The sequence below is a fragment of the Allobosea sp. GW821-FHT12C12 genome, assembly GCF_058807355.1.
This window is the reverse complement of record NZ_JBXAQP010000019.1, coordinates 1-22,029: the sequence shown is the minus strand read 5'-3', so window position 1 is coordinate 22,029 and position 22,029 is coordinate 1. Positions and strand designations below refer to the sequence as shown.

General features: G+C 62.6%; 19 protein-coding genes. 5 read left to right on the top strand and 14 right to left on the bottom strand.

The annotated features are described in order from the left end of the window. Positions 1–67 precede the first annotated feature (67 nt). Positions 68–727 carry an aspartate/glutamate racemase family protein gene (locus AC1RRW_RS20770; protein WP_492903410.1) on the top strand — a complete coding sequence of 220 codons (660 nt, stop codon included), beginning with the start codon at positions 68–70 and terminating at the stop codon, positions 725–727. 23 nt (positions 728–750) lie between these two features. On the opposite strand, the gene AC1RRW_RS20765 is transcribed toward AC1RRW_RS20770, so the two are convergent. The 5 genes from AC1RRW_RS20765 to AC1RRW_RS20745 all read right to left on the bottom strand — a co-directional run bounded on the left by AC1RRW_RS20765 (position 751) and on the right by AC1RRW_RS20745 (position 6,825). Further along, a complete protein-coding gene (locus AC1RRW_RS20765; RefSeq protein WP_492903408.1) occupies positions 751–2,115 on the bottom strand; it encodes an MmgE/PrpD family protein in 1,365 nt (454 codons plus the stop codon). Positions 2,116–2,123: 8 nt separating this feature from the next. Then, the gene (locus AC1RRW_RS20760) at positions 2,124–3,374 is read right to left on the bottom strand and encodes a Zn-dependent hydrolase (protein ID WP_492903407.1); all 1,251 of its coding nucleotides are present in this window, start codon (positions 3,372–3,374) and stop codon (positions 2,124–2,126) included. Positions 3,375–3,442: 68 nt separating this feature from the next. After that, positions 3,443–4,396, bottom strand: coding sequence for an agmatinase (locus AC1RRW_RS20755; protein ID WP_492903405.1), 954 nt, complete (start codon positions 4,394–4,396; stop codon positions 3,443–3,445). 13 nt (positions 4,397–4,409) lie between these two features. After that, positions 4,410–5,804 carry an amidohydrolase family protein gene (locus tag AC1RRW_RS20750; RefSeq protein ID WP_492903403.1) on the bottom strand — a complete coding sequence of 465 codons (1,395 nt, stop codon included), beginning with the start codon at positions 5,802–5,804 and terminating at the stop codon, positions 4,410–4,412. A 121-nt stretch (positions 5,805–5,925) separates the two neighbouring features. Beyond that, complete coding sequence (locus AC1RRW_RS20745; protein WP_492903401.1) at positions 5,926–6,825, bottom strand: LysR family transcriptional regulator; 900 nt, start codon at positions 6,823–6,825, stop codon at positions 5,926–5,928. A gap of 212 nt (positions 6,826–7,037) precedes the next feature. Between AC1RRW_RS20745 and AC1RRW_RS20740 the strand changes: the two genes are divergently transcribed. Next, complete coding sequence (locus AC1RRW_RS20740; RefSeq protein WP_492903399.1) at positions 7,038–7,859, top strand: LysR family transcriptional regulator; 822 nt, start codon at positions 7,038–7,040, stop codon at positions 7,857–7,859. Between the two features lie 26 nt (positions 7,860–7,885). On the opposite strand, the gene AC1RRW_RS20735 is transcribed toward AC1RRW_RS20740, so the two are convergent. From AC1RRW_RS20735 to AC1RRW_RS20705, 7 genes are all read right to left on the bottom strand, one after another. Then, positions 7,886–8,680, bottom strand: a complete 795-nt coding sequence (locus AC1RRW_RS20735; protein ID WP_492903397.1) for an ABC transporter ATP-binding protein — start codon at positions 8,678–8,680, stop codon at positions 7,886–7,888. Beyond that, entirely contained in the window at positions 8,655–9,422 is a 768-nt protein-coding gene (locus AC1RRW_RS20730; protein WP_492903395.1) for an ABC transporter ATP-binding protein, read from the bottom strand. Before AC1RRW_RS20730 ends, AC1RRW_RS20735 begins: the two co-directional genes overlap by 26 nt. Further along, positions 9,419–10,300 (bottom strand): branched-chain amino acid ABC transporter permease, encoded by an 882-nt coding sequence (locus tag AC1RRW_RS20725; protein ID WP_492903394.1) that lies wholly within the window; start codon positions 10,298–10,300, stop codon positions 9,419–9,421. Before AC1RRW_RS20725 ends, AC1RRW_RS20730 begins: the two co-directional genes overlap by 4 nt. After that, positions 10,300–11,166, bottom strand: coding sequence for a branched-chain amino acid ABC transporter permease (locus AC1RRW_RS20720; protein WP_492903392.1), 867 nt, complete (start codon positions 11,164–11,166; stop codon positions 10,300–10,302). Before AC1RRW_RS20720 ends, AC1RRW_RS20725 begins: the two co-directional genes overlap by 1 nt. Positions 11,167–11,288: 122 nt before the next feature. Beyond that, the gene (locus tag AC1RRW_RS20715; RefSeq protein ID WP_492903390.1) at positions 11,289–12,515 is read right to left on the bottom strand and encodes an ABC transporter substrate-binding protein; all 1,227 of its coding nucleotides are present in this window, start codon (positions 12,513–12,515) and stop codon (positions 11,289–11,291) included. Positions 12,516–12,526: 11 nt separating this feature from the next. Beyond that, entirely contained in the window at positions 12,527–13,804 is a 1,278-nt protein-coding gene (locus AC1RRW_RS20710; protein WP_492903388.1) for a metal-dependent hydrolase family protein, read from the bottom strand. Then, positions 13,804–14,568 carry an SDR family NAD(P)-dependent oxidoreductase gene (locus AC1RRW_RS20705; protein WP_492903386.1) on the bottom strand — a complete coding sequence of 255 codons (765 nt, stop codon included), beginning with the start codon at positions 14,566–14,568 and terminating at the stop codon, positions 13,804–13,806. The genes AC1RRW_RS20710 and AC1RRW_RS20705 overlap by 1 nt, the downstream gene beginning before the upstream one ends. Before the next feature lie 323 nt (positions 14,569–14,891). Between AC1RRW_RS20705 and AC1RRW_RS20700 the strand changes: the two genes are divergently transcribed. The 3 genes from AC1RRW_RS20700 to AC1RRW_RS20690 all read left to right on the top strand — a co-directional run bounded on the left by AC1RRW_RS20700 (position 14,892) and on the right by AC1RRW_RS20690 (position 19,900). Beyond that, complete coding sequence (locus AC1RRW_RS20700; protein WP_492903385.1) at positions 14,892–17,027, top strand: hydantoinase/oxoprolinase family protein; 2,136 nt, start codon at positions 14,892–14,894, stop codon at positions 17,025–17,027. Beyond that, entirely contained in the window at positions 17,024–18,973 is a 1,950-nt protein-coding gene (locus AC1RRW_RS20695; RefSeq protein ID WP_492903383.1) for a hydantoinase B/oxoprolinase family protein, read from the top strand. Before AC1RRW_RS20700 ends, AC1RRW_RS20695 begins: the two co-directional genes overlap by 4 nt. 186 nt (positions 18,974–19,159) lie before the next feature. After that, the gene (locus AC1RRW_RS20690) at positions 19,160–19,900 is read left to right on the top strand and encodes a GntR family transcriptional regulator (RefSeq protein WP_492903381.1); all 741 of its coding nucleotides are present in this window, start codon (positions 19,160–19,162) and stop codon (positions 19,898–19,900) included. Positions 19,901–19,979: 79 nt separating this feature from the next. Here AC1RRW_RS20690 and AC1RRW_RS20685 read toward each other — a convergent pair whose 3' ends face one another. Continuing rightward, positions 19,980–20,741, bottom strand: a complete 762-nt coding sequence (locus AC1RRW_RS20685) for an SDR family NAD(P)-dependent oxidoreductase (protein WP_492903380.1) — start codon at positions 20,739–20,741, stop codon at positions 19,980–19,982. Positions 20,742–20,914: 173 nt separating this feature from the next. Further along, positions 20,915–21,844, bottom strand: a complete 930-nt coding sequence (gene ltnD, locus AC1RRW_RS20680) for an L-threonate dehydrogenase (RefSeq protein WP_492903378.1) — start codon at positions 21,842–21,844, stop codon at positions 20,915–20,917. Positions 21,845–22,029 lie beyond the last annotated feature (185 nt).

The following is a 22,029-nucleotide window of genomic DNA, read 5'->3' as shown; positions in this document are numbered from 1 at the left end:
GGCGCGGGCGAGCGACGATGATGGATTCGGACAATGATGCATTGCATCGAGGCAGGGAAATCGGGGCATGTCGCGCAGACGGCGTATTCTCGTCATCAATCCGAATTCGAACGAGACGGTGACGGAAGGGCTCCGGCAGGCCGTGCTGCCGCTTTCGACCGCCGACGGCCCTGAAATCATCTGCGAGACGCTGCGCGACGGGCCGATCGGCATCGAGACGCAGGAACATGCCGAAAGCGTGACGATCCCGCTGCGCCGCCGCATCGAGGCGGTCAACGACGCCGACGCCTTCATCATCGCCTGCTATTCCGACCCGGGCATCCATATCGCCCGCGAAGGCACCACTCGCCCGGTGTTCGGCATCGCCGAATGCGGCGTCCTGACCGCGCTGACCCGGGCCGAGCGCTTCGGCGTGATCGCGATCCGCACGCGCTCGATCCCCCGGCATATCCGCTATCTCCGGCAGATGGCGCTGATGGATCGCCTCGCCGGCGAGCGTGCGCTGGAGATGTCGGTGGCCGAGAGCGCGACCGGCGAGAAGACGCTGGAGCGGATGATCGCGGTCGGCACCGAGCTGAAGGAGCTCGACGGGGCAGGCGCCATCGTGATGGGCTGCGCCGGAATGGCCCGCCATCGCAAGCCGCTCGAGGAGGCACTCGGCATCCCGGTGATCGATCCGACCCAGGCCGCCGTCGCGATGGCGATCGGCACGGTGATGGTGCAGTAGCACCCGGACTGAGGCGGTGCGTCTCAAGCCGCCAGGAGCTTCGGCAGCGCCGCGACGTCGTCGAGGCGCTCGAGGCCCAGCATGGTTTCGGCGAGCTCGTCGGCCTGCGCGCGCGGCAGGGTGAGTGCGGCGAGCCCGTCGAACTTGTCGCGCAGCTGTGCCGGCGAAACCGGATTGTCGGGCGCGCCGAGCGGCGTCGAGGTCGGCTCGTCGAAACGGCGCCCGTCGACGGTCTCGACGATCATCGACGAAGCCCAGCTCGCGGTGACGTTCTGGTCCCGCAGGATCGAGACCTTGCCCAGCAGCGCGTGCAGTTCCGGCGCATTGCGGCGCTCCTCGCCATAGGCGGCAAGGCCGGCGGTACCGAAGCAGATCCGGGCCGCGACCGCATAGGGCAGGCTCATCTGGGCCGCCGGCATGGTCGAGACGTCGCTGCCGCCGACCATGCCGGCGAGGAAGGCGTTGAGACGTGCCGAGACGCTGGCGATGTCGCCCGCCGCCAGCCGCTCACGCTCGATCAGCCGGCCGATCGCATCCACGGCGGCATGCGTGTCGCGGCAGGAGGCGTAGGGCTTGATCGCAGCATGCCGCAGCATCCAGTCGCTGCCGAGATTTTGCGTCAGCCGCTCAATCTTGCTTTCGCGCCCATTGGCATAGGTCGCGAAGAAGCCGCCCCAGACATCGTCGAGGCCACGGCGCGGGCCGGTGAAGCCTTCGCGCGCCAGAAGCGCCGCGGTCAGCCCGCCTTCCGCGGCGCGGCCGGCATGGAGCCGCTTGGTCATGGCGCCGTCATGGATAAAGCCCCAGGTGCCGGAGGCGAGGCTGACGGCGATGCCGAGGCAGTCGGCGGCCTGCGCCGCGGACAGGCGCAGCAGCGAGGCGCAGGCGGCCGCCGCCGCGAAGGCGCCGCAGGTCCCGGTCGAATGCCAGCCGACGCCGTTATGCGCGACGTAGCCGCCAAAGCCTTCCATCACCCGCCGGCCGACATCGTAGCCGGCTACGACCGCGGCCAGGAATTCCCTGCCGGTGACGGCACGTCCGGCGAGCGGCAGCGCCGCGATCAGCGCCGGCAGGATGACGGCCCCGGAATGGTCGCAGCCGCCGGTGTCGTCCAGCTCGAAGGCATGGGCGGCGATGCCGTTGACGAGAGCGGCCTCGCGCGGCGCGAGGCTTTCGCCCGTGCCCCAGAGGGCCGCCATCCCGGAATGACCTGCAGCGGCGAGCATCGTGCGGGCGCGGATTGCCTCCTGCGAGACCGCGCCGGCGAGTGCCGCGCCCAGCGTGTCGAGGCTGTGATGCTTGGCCTTGAGCGTGATCGCCTCGGGAATATCGTCGCAAGTGAGCGCGGCGACGAAGCTGGCCAGTTCAACAATCGCGCCTTCGCTCATCTCGTCCTCTAGCAGGCGTTGCGGGCGACCCAATCCGCGAGAACCGTGCAGGCATCGAGGAAGTCGTCGATGTCCATCCGCTCGAGCGGGTTGTGGCTGCCGTTCTCGTTGCGCACGAACAGCATCGCCGTCGGCACGCCGGCTGCGGCGAAAGCCGCGGAATCGTGCGAGGCCGGGCTGCCGAGCGGCATGGCGGGAATATCGAGCCGGGCCGCCGTCTCGGTCAGGTCCTGGAAGATCGCCTGGTCGACGAGGCCGACCGCGGCGGAGGCGCGAGCGCCGAAATCGAAGCTGACGCGGCGCTCGGCCTCGATGCGCGCGACGATCTCGGGAATCCGCGCCTCGATCGCCGCGATCACACCGGCGTCGTAGCCGCGCACGTCCAGGCTGAAATGGAAGGCGCCGGGCACCGTGGTCATGCCGTGCATCGCGGGATCGGTGTGGAAGCGGCCGAATGTCATCGCTACGGGCACGCCGGCCGCCTCATGCTCGGCCCAGATCGCGTCGAGCGCGCTTGCGAATTCGTTGGCCGCCATCGCGGCGTCGCGCCGGAAGCGGCGGGGCGTGCCGACATGGTCGTGCCGACCGGTCACGGTGACGTCCGGAAAGCGGAAATTGCCAGGGATCCCGGTGCAGATCGCCAGCGGATATCCAGCCTCGACCAGGCTCGGCGCCTGCTCGATATGGACTTCGAGGAAGGCATGGACCGTGGCGGGGTCGAGGAAGCGCTCGCCGCGCGCGAGAGCCTCGGGATCGCCGCCGCATTCGGCGATATGGCGCGTCAGCGGCCGCCCGGTATCGATCCGCGGGCTGTCCAGCGCGCCTGCGGGCAGCGTCGCCAACGCGGCGCGGCTGCCGATATAGGAGACCTGGAACCAGACGCTCTCCTCCGCGCGGACGCCCATCACCGTGACGTCCCGGCGCGGCCGCAGGCCGAGCTGCCGCAGGCTCTCGATCACCACGAGCCCCGCGACCACGCCCGCCGCCCCGTCGAAATTCCCACCATGCGGTACGCTGTCGAGATGCGAGCCCATCAGGATGCGCGGCAACGACGGATCGCTGCCGGGCCAGGTCGCGTAGGTGTTGGCGGCGGCGTCGCGATGCAGCTCCAGCTTCACGGCGCCGGCAGCATCTGCGAAGACGGCATGGCCGAAATTCTCGCCGGGGCCGTATGTGTCGCGGGTGATGCCGGGCTCGCCCTGGCTGCCTTCGGCCAGCCGCGCGAAGAAGGCGAGCGCCGACGCACGCTGCTCACCCACGGCTCGCTTCAAGGCGCTCGCGTCGGGTATCGCCATCCCGGCGACGGCCTCTGCCTCCGGCCCTCTGCTCATTTGCCGAAATAGCCGGCGCGCACGGCGGCACCGATCATGTTCACCACGAGGCGCCCGGCGGTGATGCAGGTGATCTGGTTGACGTCGCTGCGCGGCGTGATCTCGACCACGTCCATGCCGACCACCCTTCCCTTGGCCACGAGGCCGTGGATCAGCTTACGCGCCTGGGCGAAGGTGACGCCACCGGGGCAAGGGCCGGCGACGCCGGGCGCGATCGCCGGGTCCATGCCGTCGAGGTCGATCGTCAGGTAGTAGCGGCCGCCGTCCGGGATGCGCGCCAGCACCGATTCCATGCCATCGTCATGGACCTCGTAGGCGCTGACCAGATGGGCGCCATAGGCCTGCGCGGCATCGACCTCCTCCTGACGGGCGCTGCCGGTGGCGCGCAGGCCGATCTGGAAGATGTCGTGAACATGCTCCATCTCCGAGGCGCGACGGATCGGGCTCGAATAGCCTTGGGTCACGCCATTGACCTCCAGGCGCCAGTCGAGATGCTGGTCGATCTGGACGAGCGTGATCGGGCCGTCGCCGTCGAGGCCGCGCAGCACCGGGATCGGCACGCCATGGTCGCCGCCGAGCACGATCGGCATGGCTCCGGCCGCGCGGATCTTGCGGATCGCCTCCTCGGCCTTGCGGTAATGCCCGGTGAGATCGCGGAAATCGCCGATGATGTCGCCGCAGTCGATCGTCCGGATCGGGCGGTTGTCGTAGAGCGGCCCGCCGACGTCGAAATCATAGCGCTCGATCGAGCGGGTGATGCGGTCGGTGGCACGTCGCATCGCCGCCGGCATGTTGGTCTGGTCGTTGACGATCTCGGCGAAGCTGTAGGCATCGCCATAGGGAATGCCGAGGAAGGCGATGTCGGCCGTCCCGAGATTGTCGAGGTCGGTCGCGAGCTCGGAATAGAGGAAGCTCGCGTGACCGGTCTTGGGCGCGGTGGTGAGGGTCATCGGGTCGGTCCGATCAACTGTTGAGCCAGCGAAGCTCGCCGGGCGGGGGAGCGATATCGGGGTTGGCGGCGATCATCCGGTCCCAGACGGCCCGGGTGACGGCATCGGCCTCCTCCAGCAGGGCATCCTCGTCCATGGTCAGGACCTTGCCGTCGCGCATCGCGAACTCGCCGTCGACAATGACGGAGCGGACGAGACCGGGATGGCCGTAATGCACGATGTTGGAGGTCAGCCTGATGATCGGCCGCATGACCGGAGAGCGCAGATCGAGGATCGTCAGGTCCGCCTTCATGCCGGGGGCGAGCGCGCCGATATCGTCGCCGGCGCCGACGCTGGCGGCGGCATCGCGCGTGACCATATCGAGGACGTCCTGCGGCGTCGGCGACGTTCCGTTTTCGGTCTCGCGGCCGCGCCCGGTGCGATGCACAATCGAGCCGATCGCCATCGCCTGGAACATGTCCTCGCTCATGTTGTCGGTGCCGATCGCGATGCGGGCGCCGGCATCGCGGATCCAGCCGATCGGGACCTTGTGCAGCCCGCGACGGCTGGAACTCGCCGGGCAATGGGCAAGCGTCACGCCGCGCTCGGCCAGCAGCGCCACGTCCTCGCGGGTGCAGTAAGTCCAGTGCGCCGAGGTCAGGTCCGGGCCGAGGAACCCTTCGCGATCGAGATAGGCCGCCGGCGTCAGGCCGTAGCGCTCGCGGATCGAGGCGACCTCGCCTGTGCTCTGGGCGAGATGGCAGGTCCGGGTCAGCTTGTGCCTGCCTGCGAGCTCGAGCAGCTTCGCGAGCATCGCCGGCGAGCAGTTGTCCGGAGCATGGGCCGCAACCTGGCAGTTGACACGGCCGTTGCGGGCGCCGTGCCAACCCTCGACCAGCGCCTGGGCACGGTCGAGGAAGGCCTGTCCAAAGGCCTCGTCGACCGAATAGTCGCCGAAGCGGATCTTGCGGGTGTCGATGTCGGCGCAGGATTCCGAGAGCCAGAGACGCATGCCGGTATCGGCCATCGCGCCGGCATAGGTCACGACATGGCGGAAGGGATCGACCAGGGTGGTGGTGCCGCTGCGGATCGCCTCCAGGCAGCCGAGCGCCGCCATCACGCCACGCTCATGCTCGCTCATCGTGTAGGAGATCGGCGACATGTAGCGGTAGATGATCTCGCCGTTCCAGTCCTCGACCGTGCCTCGCAGCGAGGTCAGGACCGTGTGCGTGTGGGCGTTGATCAGCCCCGGCAGGACGGCGAGCCCGCGGCCGGACATGCGCTCGAATGCCGGATGCGCCTTTTCCAGCTCGGCGCTCTTGCCGACGGCGAGGATGAGGTTCCCTGCGATCGCGATGGCGCCGTCTTCGATGATCCGCCGCTCGCCGTCGCAGGTGACGAGGGTGGCGCCGGTGATGAGCAGGTCCATATCTCTGTCCGGGAACGGAAATTCGCAGGAAGAGTGAAATGGATCGGGAGAGCCGGCAATCGCGCCAGCTATGCTTTATGGTCGGGGGCGATAACCGCCGCGAATAGTCTCGTGGGGAAGCTCAGCCCAGCTTCTCGGCAAGGCCGCAGGCAACCTGCCTGACCTCGCGCAGGAAGGCCTCGGCGGCCCGCGACAGCGGCCGCTTGTCGGAGCGGACGACCGAGGCCGCGACGCGGGTCGCAGGCTCGAAGGGGCGGGTCGCGAGCTTGAAGCGGCCGGCGAAGAGCGGCGACAGCGGATCAACGACCGCCACGCCGACCCCGGCCTCGGCCAGCATGCAGGCCGTGTTGCAGTAGCGAACCTCGACGGAGAAGTCGTAGGTCTCCGCCATCTGATCGAAGGCCTGGCGCACCAGCGTGCCCATCTTGGTGCCGCGTTCGAGGGCGATGAAGGGTACACCGCGCAGATCGGCCGGCGTGATCACCGGCATTTCCGCCAGCGGATGGTCTGGCCGCATGGCGCAGACCATGTTCTCGGCGAAGAATACTTCCGAGTTCAGCCCGCGATGATCGCCGAGGCCGAGCACGAAGCCGAGCTCGGCCGTGCCGCTGTCGACCGCGTCGATGACGTTCTCGAAGCGGCGGATGTCGAAGAACACCTTCATATTGGGTCGCTTCGCCAGGAAGAGCTGGAGCGCGGCCGGCACCACGCTGTAGCCGAGAGGCGGGGTCGCGATCAGCCGGACATGGCCGGCGCGGTTCTCCTTGAGGTCCGTAACGCGGGTGGCGAAAGCCGCCTGCATCGCGAACAGCGGATCAGAATCGCGGTAGAGCGCCCGCGCCTCCTCGGTGGCGAAGAGGCGGTTGTTGACGCGCTCGAACAGCGGGAAGCCGAGTTGCGCCTCGAGATGCTTGATGCCGTTGCTGACGGCCGGTTGGGAGAGGCCAAGCTCCTGCGCCGCCCGGACTGTCGTCTCGCAACGGACCACCGCTCGCAGCAACTCGATCTGGCGCAGGTTCATGGCGCGAGCTTGGCTCGACTGGCCGTGCAAATTCAAGCCGGCTCAGCCTAATCGAGATGCAGGGCGGCGAGCAGCCGCCGCATAGTTCGGCGAAAGGTCAATCCGGCGACTGCCCACCCAACGCCGGAGCCTGCCAGCCCGGCAGCGAAATTGCTTTCCCGCTGCGACATTGCCACCATGCATAAGCCACCGCCAGAAGTGTAATCATCGAAATGAGCAGATCAGAGATATCCCTTCGCCAGATCGAGGTGCTGAGGGCTCAAATCCGTTGCGAAACCACCGTCAGGGCCGCAGCCGAACTCGGCATGACGCAGCCGGCCGTCAGCAATGCGATACGCCATTTGGAGGACCAACTCGGCTTTCCGCTGTTCGAACGGGTTAACAATCGCCTTTTCCCGACCAGCGAGGCGCGGGTGCTGAATGCCGAGGCGGATCCGCTTTTCGGCGCCCACAACCGCATTCAGGCGGTCGCGAAAGGCCTGCGCGGCGACCACTCGGGTACCCTGAGGCTGGTCGCAACGGCACCGCTGGGCTACAGCGTGGTCCCGGCCGCGCTCAAAGCGTTCCGCAAGACATTCGCCAAAACCAAGGTCTTCATGAACATGAAGCCCGAATATGAGGTTGTCGATCTCGTCGATACGGGCATCGACGAGATCGGCTTCGTCCTCGGATCCAAAGCGAACCGCGACCTTCATGTCGCGCCGATCTTCTCCGAGGCGATCGTCGCAATAATGCGTCCCGACCATCCATTGGCTGTTGAGCCGGAAATCTGTCCCGAGGATTTTGTAGGCGAGAACTTTGTGTCGCTAGGAGAAGGTACCCAGGTCGGCGATCTCACGCGATCTGCGTTCGAAGAGCGGAAGGTCTGGTTGGCGTGGCGCGAGCTCGCAGCAGGACGACGAAGGGCGGAAGCGCTGAAATCGCTCCTCAGCGCAACGGCGGCAGGCATGGCGCGAATCCTCCTCGCGCCAAGAGAACCACTACAATCGCCCCCCGCTACCCTCTTGAGGCAAAGCAGGAGGCCGTTGGTATGAGTGAGCCTCAGCGGCCGCTGGCATTGTCAGGGATTTGAGCCGGAACCGAGTTCCTGCGGAGCCCGTTGAGACTCGGTGGGGTTTTTCTGGCCATGCTTGCCTTGGCCGAGGTAAAGTTCGGCCGCTCGCTCGTCGGCTAGCAGAGTTCCCGCAGGCCCCTCCATCGCGATGCGCCCGCTGTCCATGATGCAACCATAATGCGAGATGGCGAGCGCTTGCCTGGCGCGCTGCTCGACCAATAGGACCGACACGCCGAAACGCGGCAGGTCTTGAATCAGCTTGAAAGCGTTCGCAGCCCTGCTAGGCGAGAGCGCGGCCGTCGGCTCATCCAGAACGAGGACGCGTGGCCGGTTCATCAAGGCCCTCGCGAATGCCAGCTGCTGCCGTTCGCCACCCGATAAACTGCTCGCCTTCTGGCGTTTGCGCTCTCGCAGCAAGGGGAACCCTTCGAACAGTTCTTCAATGCGCGCCGCCGGCCGATCCACGCCGCGAACAACCTGAAGGTTCTCCAGAACCGACATGCTCCTGAAGACATTGGCGACCTGCGGCACATAGCCGACGCCCAGAGCCGCACGATTTTCGGCGGGAACATTTCCGATATCCCGAAATCCATCCCCGTCCCGCAGGAGCAGCTGGCCCGAGGCACGCGGCAGCAAGCCGACGATAGCCTTCGCCAGTGTCGATTTACCGGCGCCGTTGGTGCCGGCGACGGTAAACACCTGTTCCTTGCGCAGATGCAGTGTCACTCCCGTGAGGATATCCACCTCCGTGTAACCGCCACGCAAATCATCGATTTCAAGAATGTTCATGCGCTCCGCCAAGATAAGCATCCCTAACGCGCTGATTCCTGAGTACTTGATCGGGAGGACCTTCAGCAATGATCTCGCCCCTATCAAGGACGAAAAGATGCTTTGCGATCTTCGTCAATGCGTCGAGGTCATGCTCGATGATCAGGAATCCGATTCCGCGCTGATTGAGCTCCCTTATGCGCTCCATGATCTCGGCGATGAGAACTTGATTGACGCCAGCAAAAGGCTCATCGAGCATGATCATCGAGGGCCCGACCAGCATCGCCCTTCCCAGTTCAACGAGCTTCTTCTGCCCGCCTGATAGCATCCCGGCCGGGAGCTTGGCGACTCGCCCGAGACGCAGGAACTTGATGGTATCGCGCGCCTTCTCAAGTACCGCGCGCTCGGCCTTCAGGACGCGGCCGGGCCGTAGGAAAAGCTCGACGAGCCGCTCTCCCGGCTGATCGGGCACCGCCGCGCAGAAATTCTCCTCAACAGTGAGGTGCCGGAACTCGCGCGGAACCTGAAACGTTCGCACGAGACCAAGATTCGCCCGAGCGGCCGGCGTCAGATCGGTGATGTCTCGATCGCCCAGCTTCACAGTGCCCTGGGTCAACTTCAAAAAGCCGGAAACACCCGAGAACAGGGTAGATTTTCCAGCCCCATTGGGACCGATGATGCCTGTAATGCCCTTGCTGTCCGCTGTAAGCGAGACATCCTTCAAGATTGGCAGGCCACCAAGGGATATTGAGAGGGAAGCGATGTCCAAACTCATCTTTTGGTAAAATCCCCCATCAGTCCATTGGGTCGGAACACCGTGAACCAGACCAACATCTGGCCGACGATCAGTATCCTGAACGAAGCCATCTTGGCGTCAGGAATTGCGGGGATGATATCTCTAAGAAACCGCGTGCCCTCGAGGAAGATCATCAGGATGACGGTTCCCAAGACAGCGCCCGATATCTTGCCGACGCCGCCGATGATAATGGCCATCCAGATGTAGAAAGTCAGAATAGGGATGAACTGGTCTGGCGATATATAAGTGATGTAATGCGCATAGAACGCGCCAGCGAGACCGGCGAGACCAGATCCGAACATCAGCACCTGGACTTTGAAACGGGCCGGATCCTTGCCGAGGGACGTCACCGCCTCTTCGTCGTCACGGATCGCCTCCAGCACCCGCCCGAATGGACTCCTGACCAGGCGCAGCATGATCGCCACCACCGCGACAACCACCAGGATGAGCAACGCCAGCACCGCAAGAGGCTGCGAAGATTTGAGGTTGCCGAAAAGCGGGGATATGCCGGGCATTCCCTGAATGCCGTTGGTCAGCCAGTTCTCGTTGGTGAAGATGAGCCGGAGCGTTTCCGAGAATCCAAGGGTCACGACAGCGAAATAGTCGTCGCGAAGCCGCAACGATACGATTCCGATCGGCCACGCGAATGCTGCGGCGACGATGATGGCGCCCATCATCGAGAGCGGGAAGGGGGCGCCGTGCTTCGACAGGATCGCAGAGGCGTAGGCGCCCAGCGCGAAGAACGCAACGACGCCGAAATTGCTGATGCCAGTGAGGCCATACTGGATCGTCAAGCCGAACGACAACAGCAGGTAAATCAACGTAATGATCGAAAAGGCGATAAGGTACGCGTCCACTACCTTGCTCCCTCGATCTGCCCGAAAAGACCTCTTGGCCGGAATAGAAGAACCAGGAAGATAACGACGAAGTAGAGCGCGACCTTGTAGGAAAACCCGACGATAGGCGTCACCAGCTCTTGGGCGACACCTAAGACGATTCCAGCGACCACGGCGCCAACGGGATTTCCGATTCCACCCAAGATCGCCGTCGCGAAGGCCGGCATCAGCATCTCCCAGCCCATCTCAGGCGTGATCACCGTCTTGGCGCCGAGTATGCCGCCCGCTGCTGCGGCGATGAAGCCGGCCATCATCCAGAGGGCCAGCATGACGCGTGTCGGAGCGATGCCGGAAACCCGGGCGAGTTCAGGGTTCTCAGAAACGGCGCGCATTTGACGGCCGATCGGCGTATAGTAGAGCGTCGCAAAGCATAACGCCAGGACAATCATCGCGACCATTGCAAGCTGCAGGTCAAGTACATTTATCATTATTCCATTGATGACATATGGCCTATGGATCGGGAGATCCATTATCTGCGGACTATGGCCATAGAAAAGCCCGACGATTCCCCTGTACGAGAAGGCGACGCCAATCGAGGCCAGGAGAAAGACGACGCTCGACCGGCCTTGGAGCCGTTTGAAGACGAGAAAATACATGAGCGCGGCGAGGCCCACGGAAAAAGATACCGCAGACACAACCCCTAAAAGAAGCGATCCCGTCAGCTTCTGGACCGTGACCAAGGCATAGGCACCGGCCGTCATGCTGTCGCCGGTGGCCGCATTCGGAAAACGGACGATTCCAAACACAAGCGTGACGGCGAGAGCCGCGAGACTGATGATAAAACCTTGTGCAACGCCGTTGATCGCTAGTTGCAGTGCATACACCATAACTACCTTCTCGTCCCCCCAAGCATCTTCAGTATAATTTTATTCTCATTCGTGAAGTTACAATACGGAGCAAGGTCGTCATTGTTTGCTCCGTATTGTCTGATTGCGCCAGATGCCCGGTGTCACACCGCAACGTTATACATTTTGACCAGGTTTCCGCCTTTGATGACGTAGACGCCATATTCAGGGCGCACATCATTTGCTTCATCGAAATCCAGCGCGGATGATACGCCTTCGTAGTTCACCTTGAGCCCCGCGCCGAGCTTCTCTTTCGCCTCACGGAACGAATAGACCTTGTCTCCAGGCGGATTGGTTACGTCGCGCAGTTTCTGCGACACGGCGACCATGTCCATGGTCTTCGCCGCCTCCATCGCAACGCCTAGTGACTGCATCATGTCCCAGGCAAAGCCGCCATAGAGGTTTGCGTTGCCCGGCAGGCCCATCTTTTCGCGGTAGGCCTTGTCATAAAGGCCATAACCAGCAGAATCCTCAAGGAGCACGTTGTCGGCGCTCATGAGCCCTTCCGCCACCTGGTTGCCGACCGCCTTGACAAACTCCGGCGTCGCCGCCCAGCCTGGCACCAGCCACTTGTTGGTCGCCCCGGTCTGGTACCACTCGCGCATCAATATGGCCGTGTCGACATAGTACGAGCCTGCAACGATGACATCCGGTTTCGCGGCCAGGACCTGCATCAGTTCCGACCGATAGCTCGACTGGTTAGGCTCGTAGATGACTTCAGCGACGACCTTGTTTCCCTTGGCTTCCCAGGCTGCCTTGAAACCATTGATCTGACCGAGCCCGGAGGCGTTATTGAGCGACATGGTCGCCACGCGCTTGAAGCCTTCGCGCTGACAGACCTCGGCGTAACAATTGCCGATGCGGGTGTTCGGCGTACTGTATCTGAAGCCAAGCCGCTTGGGATTGACCGACAACTCCGACAGCGAGGGCGCGCCGGACGTGTAGAGAAGGGGAATGTTGGCAGCCGTGCAGAGCGGAAGAACCGCCAGCGTCACGCCAGACACCCATGTCCCGACGATCGCCCGGACCTTGTTAACCTCGATCAGCTTCTTCGCGGCAAGCACGGCCGCCTGCGGGTTGCTCTGATCGTCCTCGACGATGACACGGACCATCCGGCCCTGGATGCCGCCGGCATTGTTGATGTGCTCGGCCGCCGCGATAATCATCTGCTGCATGCCCGTCCCATAGGGACTCCCGCTTCCGGTGATCGGGTTGAGCGCGCCGATGACGATCGGATCGGTTCCCTGGGCTAATGTTGCCGAGGAGCCGACCGAAGTCAGTATGGCGGCTCCAATAGAGTTTTGAATTAACTGCCTACGATTCAAGGACATTGTGCATGCTCCTAGTTTAGGGTGGAGTCCAATTCACACTTCACGAACGTTCCTCGCTTGAGGATCGCAGGCATATAGCGGCCCTGCTCGGTCAGGAGCTTGAGGTCCTTCAGCGGATTGCCGTCCACGACCAGCAGATCCGCAAATGCACCCGGCTCCAGGCAACCGATCTTCCCTTCGAGACCTAAGATCTTTGCGGCATCGATCGTTGCCGACCTGATGATCTCCTCGTTGCTCAGCACTTCGCTGCGGACCAGAAACTCGTCGGACTGGTAGTCGTGCAGTTCGCCGATCAGATCTGTTCCGAAGCCCATCGGGATGCCGGCGGCCTTGATAATCTCCAGCGATTCCAGAGCGCCCTTCCTGACTGGATCGATCTTCGCGATCGACGCGGCCGGAAGCCCGAGGTCGCGGCCGTGCCTGTTCAGGGCCTCGAAGATGATCAGCGTCGGCACGATGACCGCCTTCCGCTCCGCAACGAAACGAGCGGTGGGCGCGTCGATCAGGTTGGCGTGTTCGATGCACGTCACTCCGCACTCGACAGCACGTCGGATCGACGCGGCAGTGTAGAGATGCGCGGCGACGTAAGTCTGCGCGATCTCGGTTTCCTCGACTGCCGCACGCAGCTCGTCACGCGAGTAGCCGTAGAAATCCAAGGGATCCGTCGGCGATGCGACCCCGCCATTCGCCATGAGCTTGATGAACTCGGCACCAGCCTTGAGTTCCTCTCGTATTGCCGTCCGCAGCGCATCGACACCGTCGCAGACTCGCCCCACGGAACCGAGCTTGCCGGCCATCCAGTCGGTCGGCCGCTGATCGAAGCGCCCCCTGAAATCGCTATGGCCGCCCGTCTGGGAGAATCCCTTGCCGCAGATGATCAGGTTCGGGCCAAGGAAAAGCTTCTCGTCGATCGCCATCTTGAGACCGATGTCGGCGCCGCCCAGGTCCCTGACCGTCGTGAAGCCGCGAAGAAGCATCCGCTTCATGATCTCGCTCGCCCGCGCGGCCACGAGAGAATCCGGCAACAGAGCATTCTGACTCAGCGCCAGGGTCGTCGCGACGACATGGACGTGGCAGTCGATCAGCCCGGGCATCAAGGTCTTGCCGCGCAGATCAACCTGCACCGCCCCCTTCGCGACGATCGGGGCATCCGATATCTCGGCGATAACCCCGTCGCTCACCAAGAGATGCCGGTCGACGAGCGGCTCGCTGCTGGCACCGTCGACGAGCGAGGCATTGGAGAAAACGACCTCGGACGGCGCGTCCGCGGATTTGGCGATATTTTGCATCAGAACGAGATCCCGCCGTCGATGACGACTGTCTGCGCCGTGATCATCCGGTCTCCAAAACCCAGGAAAACGATGAGCTTCGCGACGTCCTCGGGAACACACACGCGCTTCAGCAGCGCCACGTCTTCCGCCCGCTTCTTTTCCTCATCGTTCCACTCGATCGTCCATGAGCTCAGGACGAGGCCAGGCGCGACGGCGTTCACCCGAACCTCCGGGGCCAGGGCACGCGCGAGGTTCTTGGTCAGACTGATGACGCCCGCCTTGGACGCGCTGTAGGCGACCGAGCTGCTCTTGCAGTTGATACCCGAATTCGAGGCCATATTGACGATCGCCCCGTTGCGCTTCTTCAGAAACGGAGCCGCCGCCTTGGCGCAGCGAAAAACGCTCAACAGATTCACGTTGAGCAGCTTTCCCCACAGGTCGTCGGAAACGGAGTCGAGGTCTTCTATTGGAATGGGTCGCGCCACGCCGGGAATGCCGGCATTGTTGACAAGAAGATCAAGTCCGCCAAGCTCTTCCGCAGCGCTCGTCACCATGTCATCGATTGCGGCCGCATCGCCGATATCGCCTGGCGCGTCAACAACGCTGCCGCCGCCAAGCCCCCGCAAGCTCGCAATGGCCTTGGGGCCTCGCTCATCGCCAGGCAGGTAGTTGATCGCGACACCGCCGCCTGCCTTCACGATCATCTCTGCCGCGGCGTAACCGATCCCTGACGCGCTTCCGGTGATGAGCGCCGTCTTGCCGCTCAAATCATTTGTCGCCATCCTAAATTCCCTCGCAGATTTTTATGCGGCCGCGCGGCCGAAATTTAGCCGAGAATGTTAGATTATCCACAATCTGTCAATGCCAGATTCTCAAAAAAAGATCCAGCGCGGCCTTGACAGATTGTCGATGATCATCATTCTATAGATACACCTGCAGGCAGCGGAATGCTTTGCGGCCGCGTCCTTGCCCATGGACCGAATTCAGCGCGAGCAACGGTTCCCAGCAGATGTCCCACGTCAGGCGGCGGCCGACAGCAAAATGAGCCTTCTGAACCGCTTCTTGTCTTCACTGGCACGGACGATTTTCGACGAGAACATGTTCGGTGATTGACGCCGCCAGGCCAGGCTCCGGTATTTTTGCCGGAACCACCCTCATTCCGACCTCAGGGGAGTTTACGTTGCTACGGATCGGCATCGATATCGGCGGCACATTCACGGATTTCGCCGTGTGGCGAAAGGAAGCCGACGGATACATCCATATTGAAAGCCAGAAGAAGTCGACGACACGCCCGCGCTTTGCAGAGGCTGTTATCGAGGGAATCCGGGAAATCACGGAGCGGCTTGATGTCCACCGCGAAGAGCCGATCCTGATCGTGCATGGAACGACCGTTTCGACCAATGCAGTGATCGAGCGGACCGGGCAGTCGCCAGGGCTTATCACCACTGAAGGGCATCGGGACATTCTGAACATAGCGCGGCTTCGCCTCGACAAGCCGGTCGACCTTTTCAATCGCCGGTCGATTCCGCTCGTCCCGCGCCGTCATGTGTTTGAGGTGAGGGAGCGTATTCTTTCGGACGGCTCCGTCGACACGCCACTTTGCGAGGAAAGCGTGCATCAGGCGTTCCAAGCCGCACGCGAAGCCGGCCTAAAGGCGGTAGGCATCTGCTTCCTGCATTCCTACCGGAATTCCGCGCACGAGCGCGCCGTAGCCGCGATCGGCAGGGAATTCTACAAGGACATCGAAGTCGTCGCGTCCCACGAGGTCTGGCCGCTCCATTCCGAATACGAACGAGCGATGATCACCCTTCTCAATGTTTACGTGAAAGGTATCATGAATGACTATATCAAGGATATAGAGCAGTATCTCGACGACAGCTTTCCAAACGCAAAGCTCTTCATCACCAAGTCGAACGGGGGCAGCATGTCCGCTGCCGAAGCGCGCTCGCAGCCCGTGCATACCCTGCTGTCGGGCCCGGCGGCGGGCGTAACAGCCGCGCAGACGCTCGGCCGGCAACTCGGCCATGACCGCATCCTGACATTCGACATGGGAGGCACATCGACGGATGTCTCCCTCGTCGACCAGGGACGGGCCAGCACCACGGGCCAGGCCGAGATCGGTGATTTCCCGCTGACGATGCACGTCACGCATATCGAGGCCATGGGCGCGGGCGGCGGCTCCCTGATCTGGCTCGACGGAAACGTGCTGAAAGTCGGACCGAGGAGCGCAGGCTCCGTGCCCGGCCCCGCCTGCTATCGTAGGGGAGGCCTTAATCCGACCCTGTCCGACGCCTATCTTATCGCTGGGTACCTATCCCCGCGCGGACTTCTCGGAGGTCGCCTTCCGCTTGACAGGGCAGCGGCGGAAGCGGCATTCCAGCCCCTCGCGGACACGCTGGAAAGCAGCGTCCGGGAGGTGGCGGCCGAGGCCATCCAGGTCGCGACATCCAACATGCTGACCAAGGTGCTGCCGTTCCTGGCACGGGTTGGCGCCGAGCCGAGCGACCTCAGCCTCCTGATCTTCGGCGGAGCCGGCGGGCTGCATGGGCCGATCCTGGCGAAGGAAATCGGCATTTCGCGTATAGTCGTGCCACGCATTCCTTCGGTCTTCTGCGCATATGGCTGCCTGGTTTCTGACCTGATGCACGATGGTGTCCATTCTGTGGGAGGTATACTGCCTTCATACGACTGGATCGAGGCGACCTACGCGAAGCTCGGCGACCAGGGCGAAGCCTGGCTGAAGCGGCAGAGCCTCAGCAGTCAGATCCTGAGCGTCGACCATGCCTATTTCGCCGACATGCGTTACGCTGCGCAATCTTTCACTATTCCCGTTGATCTCTCGGAAGTGATGCGCAGCCGCAAGGGGGCGCAAGCGATCTGCGGCGCTTTCCATCGCGAGCACGATCGTCTGTTCGGACACGCAATGGAAGACATGCCCGTTGTCATGGATGGCTTGCGACTCCGCACGACCGGCCTTCAGCAAAAACCGGGTGACAATCCGATCGCGGAGAAGAAAGACGGAAAGTTGCCCAAACCCGAAAGCCGAAGGGACATCCAGTTCGGCGAAGATATCATGAAGGATGCCCCGATCTATTCCTGGAATTGCCTGTCAGCCGAAGGCCAGGTGCATGGCCCGGCTATCGTCGAACAAGACCTCGCCACGATTCTCGTGCCTCCCGGCTACCACGCATGTCTGGGAAAGTTCGGCGACATTATCCTCGAGAAGGGAGAAGAAGCATGAGAAACGTTCCTGTCGAGGTGATGAAGAACTATTTCAGCGCTATGGCGGAGGAGGCTGCGGCCGTCGGCTATCTGACGGCTCACACAACCTTCATCAAGCAAACCCAAGATTTTCAGGTCGCGCTGGCGAGCCCGGCCGGCGAGTTTTTCGCTTATCCGCTGATGACGGGAGTCACCTCGAGCTGCGGCGAGTCGATAAGCTACTTCCTCAACAACTTCGACGAAGACGACCTTCGGCCAGGCGACGTCCTGATATCGAACGATCCTTTCCGGACTGGCGGCCTGTGCACTCATACCATGGACATCCATTTGCTCAGGCCCGTCTTCTTCGAGGGCCGGATCATCGCCTATGCCTGGGCCTTCATTCACGCCTCGGATATCGGCGGCGCGGTTCCCGGAAGCATCTCCCCCGATCTTGTGGAGATCTATCAGGAAGGGATCAGGATCAGGCCGACCAAGCTGGTCCGCGCCGGCACGCTGAACCACGACATCGTCAACATGCTGAAGGACAACTCCCGCATCGGTGAGGCGATCTGGGGGGACCTAGAAGCCATGATGGCCTCGCTGCGCGTCTTCGAGCGGCGCGCCGGGGAAATGTGCGCCAGGTTCGGTGCGGCGGCTTTTTCCAAAGGCATAAACGATGTTCTCGCTTATGCGGAAAGAAAGGCGCGGGAGGTCATTGGCGGGCTCAAGGACGGGGAATACAAGTTCATCGACTATCTCGAAGGCAATGGCGGCGAGATCGTTCACGTGCATTGCACGCTGACAGTCAAAGGCGATGAAGCGTCGATCGACTATACAGGCTCGGCGCCGCAGGTGAAGGCTGCATTCAACTTCGCCACCGGCTCGCGATCGCATCCGTTCCTGTGCCTTGGTCTTATTAATTATATTCAGACTGTCGAGCCCGCGATACCGATCAATGGCGGCATCATGCGGGCAATCAAGTCCTTCGCGCCGCTCGGCACCGTGATGAACGCAGACATGCCGGCAGCGATGGGCAACCGTTGGGTGATGGCGATGCGGGTCTATGATGCGTTGATCGGCTGCCTCAACATGGCGGTTCCCGACGGGTTGGCGGCATGCGGCTCCGGCCAGGCGGGGATCATCTCCTCTGCCTGGATAGACCCCGAATCCGGCCTCAGCAGGGTCGCGGTGGTCGAACCTTTTTCCGGTGGCTCGGGCGGGCGGGTCATTGCAGACGGCGTGGATGCGACGGATACGCTGATCGGCTCGCTCAAGAGCACCCCGATCGAGCATGTGGAAATAGAGACGCCGCTCATCGTGCGCAGCCATTGCCTCATTCCGGAAAGCTTCGGCCATGGCCGATTCAGAGGCGGCGCCTCCGTGGGAATAACGATCGAGGCGCGCGCTCCCGAGGTGACGATGACGGTGCGTGGGCTCGATCGATTCCACTTCCAGCCCTGGGGCGTCTTCGGAGGGCAGCCTGGGCGGCGCGGTCAAGCCTATATCGAACGCGGAGACGAAATCGAGGAACTTGGACGGGTGCTTGTCCTTTATCTGAAGAGCGGACAGCGGCTGCGCATGATTTCGCCCTCCGGCGGCGGCTTCGGCCGGCCCTTTGACAGGGACCCCCGGCAGGTCCTGGAAGAAACGCTGGATGGCATGATCTCGGCCGAGACCGCCGCCAAGCATTATGGCGTTTCGATCCGCAACGGCGCGGTCGACCAGGAGACGACGCTGGCCCTGCGCTCGCGGGGAAAGGAAGAGGCGCCGTGGCTGGCGATCGGCTCGGCTCGGGAGCGGCACGAGGCCGTCTGGCCGACCAAAACCAGCGTCATGCTCGCCAACACTGCCATGTCGATCCCGCGCGGGATCCGGCAGTCCGTCCTAAGCTGGACCCGCGAGAAGCTCGCCTCGACGGCCGGTACGATCACGCCAGAGCACGCAGCGCGCGTTTTACTGGAGCGCGCGGCCGCCGTTCAGTGAACGGCGACCTTCCCTCGACCCTAGGGAATTCGTGGACCGCCAGGTTTCGAGCCGGCAGGTCCACTACCCATTCCGATTGCTGACTATCGACATATCGGCGCGCTTGATTGAGGATGTCCGATACGACATATCTGCATCCCCATATGGTCGGACCGCATCGCGAAGCGGGGAGGACTCATCAGCGCCATGACAAAACTTCGCGGCGTGACGCCGCTACTTGCTCCGATCAAGGTGATGGAAAGCGCGGCATTCGCCGCTGACCAGATACGCGACGCTATCGTCGCGGGTCATTACCGGCCGGGAGAGCGTCTCGTCGAACAGCGCCTCACGGAGCAGCTTGGCTTGTCCCGCCATCCCGTGCGCGAAGCGCTGAGAATGCTGACCCGCGAGGGGTTCGTGGAGATACGCCTAAATCGCGGCGCCATCGTCGCCATGCTGGATGCTAGGAATATACTCGAAATCTACGAGTTGCGCTCGGCGCTCGGCGCAATTGCTTTGCGTCATATCGTATCGGACGAGAGCCGCCTGAGCCAAGCCCATGTCAAGGGATTGAAAAAATTCGCAAAGAACGCGCTCACGTTCGCGTCGCTGGAGGACCAGACCTCATCGATCGCCAACGATCTGGCGCTCCAGGATTTCATCGTCGAGTCTTCGGGAGCCGAGAGAACCATACGCTTTTTCAAGGAGACGACGGCGGAAGTCCAGCGCTTCAACAACCTCTCGCGAATCGCGTATACTGACCGATTGGCAGATGCGAAAAAATACGCAAATGCACTAGTGACCGCGATCTGCGACAGGGATCTGGAAACCGCGCAGAGCATCTGGAACGAGAAGTTCTCCGTCGCAGTGGAACGCTTTCTCGAACAGATACGCTCAATCAACGAGACTAACGACGCTCCTTACATAGCGATCGACCAGGCGACATAGGCCGGCGCTCTCAGACGGAATATTGGCAGCTGCGAGCTTACACCCCCTGCGATCAAATCCATACGAAGCCGGTATCCGATCAACGCGCCGTATATCCGCCATCGACCATGAGAATCTGTCCGGTTACGAAGGAGGCGCCGGAGCCGGACAGATATAAGATGGCTTCGGCAATCTCTTTCGCCTCTGCCCATCGGCCCAGCGGATGGGCTTTGCGGATCTGTTCTCGTCCAGCCTCCGGATCCTCCAGCCCTTCGAGATAACGGGTTAGGAACGGTGTATCGATCGACCCGGCGCCGACGGCGTTCACGCGGATACCGCGAGACGCATAATCAACCGCCATCTGGCGAACGAGCTGCAGCAAGGCGCCCTTGGCGGCGCAATAGGCGCCCTGCTCCGGCAGGCCGACGATGCTCGAGATGGAGCCCGTTGCCACAATAGAGCCGGAGCCGCGCGCGATCATTGACGGCAGGGCTCGCCTCGACATCAGGAACAGGGATTTGGCATTGATGTTCATCACCTTGTCCCACTCGGCTTCACTGGTATCGTGAACCGCCTTCGACACGATGAACCCGGCATTGCTGACCAGCGCATCGACCGGACCGAGGCGTGTCTCTGCAGTATGGAATATCTTCTCGATGTCGGTAGCGACGGTAACGTCGGCGGGGACGGAGACGATGTCATTGCCATATTCGAGCTCGGAAACGCTGGGATTGATATCGGTGGCGCAGACGCGGGCTCCGTGCTCTACGAAAAGGTCCACTGCCGCACGGCCGACGCCGCCAGCGGCGCCCGAGATCACGACGGTCTTGCCCTCAAAATTCCTGGACATTTTATCACCCATGTTGCTGGCCGATTATGCAACTTCATCTGGAACAATCGCCCACGACGTCATGTCGCCGTACGGGCTATGGCGCGCACCGCGGCAGGGTGAAGCTCCGACCTTCGGAATCTGCGATTCGTCGATTAGCCGCGTTTCCTGCGTGAAATTTCGAGCCGCTCCATTCGAGGTTCTCGTCACATGGAAGCTTTGGCGAAGGGAAGCGATGTTGCCGAAAGCGCTGCATAAGTGCGCGCAACCGAGGAATCGTCGTCGCGCCCCATCCCAGCGCCCGAGGTCGCCAGATACATCTGTAGTGCAGCGGCGGCGAGTGGAATGGGGAATCGCTCTTCCCGTGCCATGTCATTGAGAATGCCGAGGTCCTTTACGAAAATTTCGACCGAGCTCAGCGGCGTGTAGTCCCCGCTGATGATATGCGGCACCCGGTTCTCGAACATCCAGGAATTGCCCGCGGATGCGGTGATGACCTCGTAAACGACGGGAAGGTCGAGCCCAAGCTTGGCGGCCAGCACCATGGCCTCGCATGCTGCAGCGATATGTATTCCCGCCAGATGCTGATTCACCATCTTGACGGAAGAGCCGACGCCAACTTCCTCACCGAGGCGATAAACCTTGGCGGAGATGGCGTCCAGCACGGCTGTCGAACGTTCGAAGGCGGCGGCGCTGCCCGAGGCTATGATCGTCAAGGCGCCGTCAGCAGCTTTCGCGGCGCCTCCCGAAATGGGGGCGTCGAGATACAAGACGCCATGCTCCTGCAGCAGCGCCGCAAAACGCTTCGCCGAGGCGGGAGGCACCGTCGCCGAAGATATGAAAACCGACCCAGGCTTCAAAACCGGCAGGACGCCATTCTCTCCCGCCAGAACAGCTTTTGTCTGCATGCTGCTGACGACCACGCAGACGACGATATCCGCCTCGGCAACCGCCGCAGCCGGCGAGGCCGCGGGGCAACCGCCCAGCGCCGCGAAGCGCTCCATCGCGCCGCCGGACGGATCGTAGCCCGCTACGGCAAATCCCTGCCGTAGAAGCGAACCGGCAATGCCCAGCCCCATCGACCCGAGACCTATGACCGCCACGCCAACTGGGGTGCCGCTTTGGGGATGAAGCATGATGACATTCCTTGCTCTTCGCGGAAAGATATGCAGATTATCCACAATCTGCAACAGCTAGTTTTTGACCGTCGCCCCCCACTCAAGCTGATTTCGAGCGCTATCAGGCTGTTGAAGAAGGTTCTCGTTCGGGCGTTGTTGGCATGATTCCTTGGCTCTGATGGATTCGGAGCGCGATGCATGCG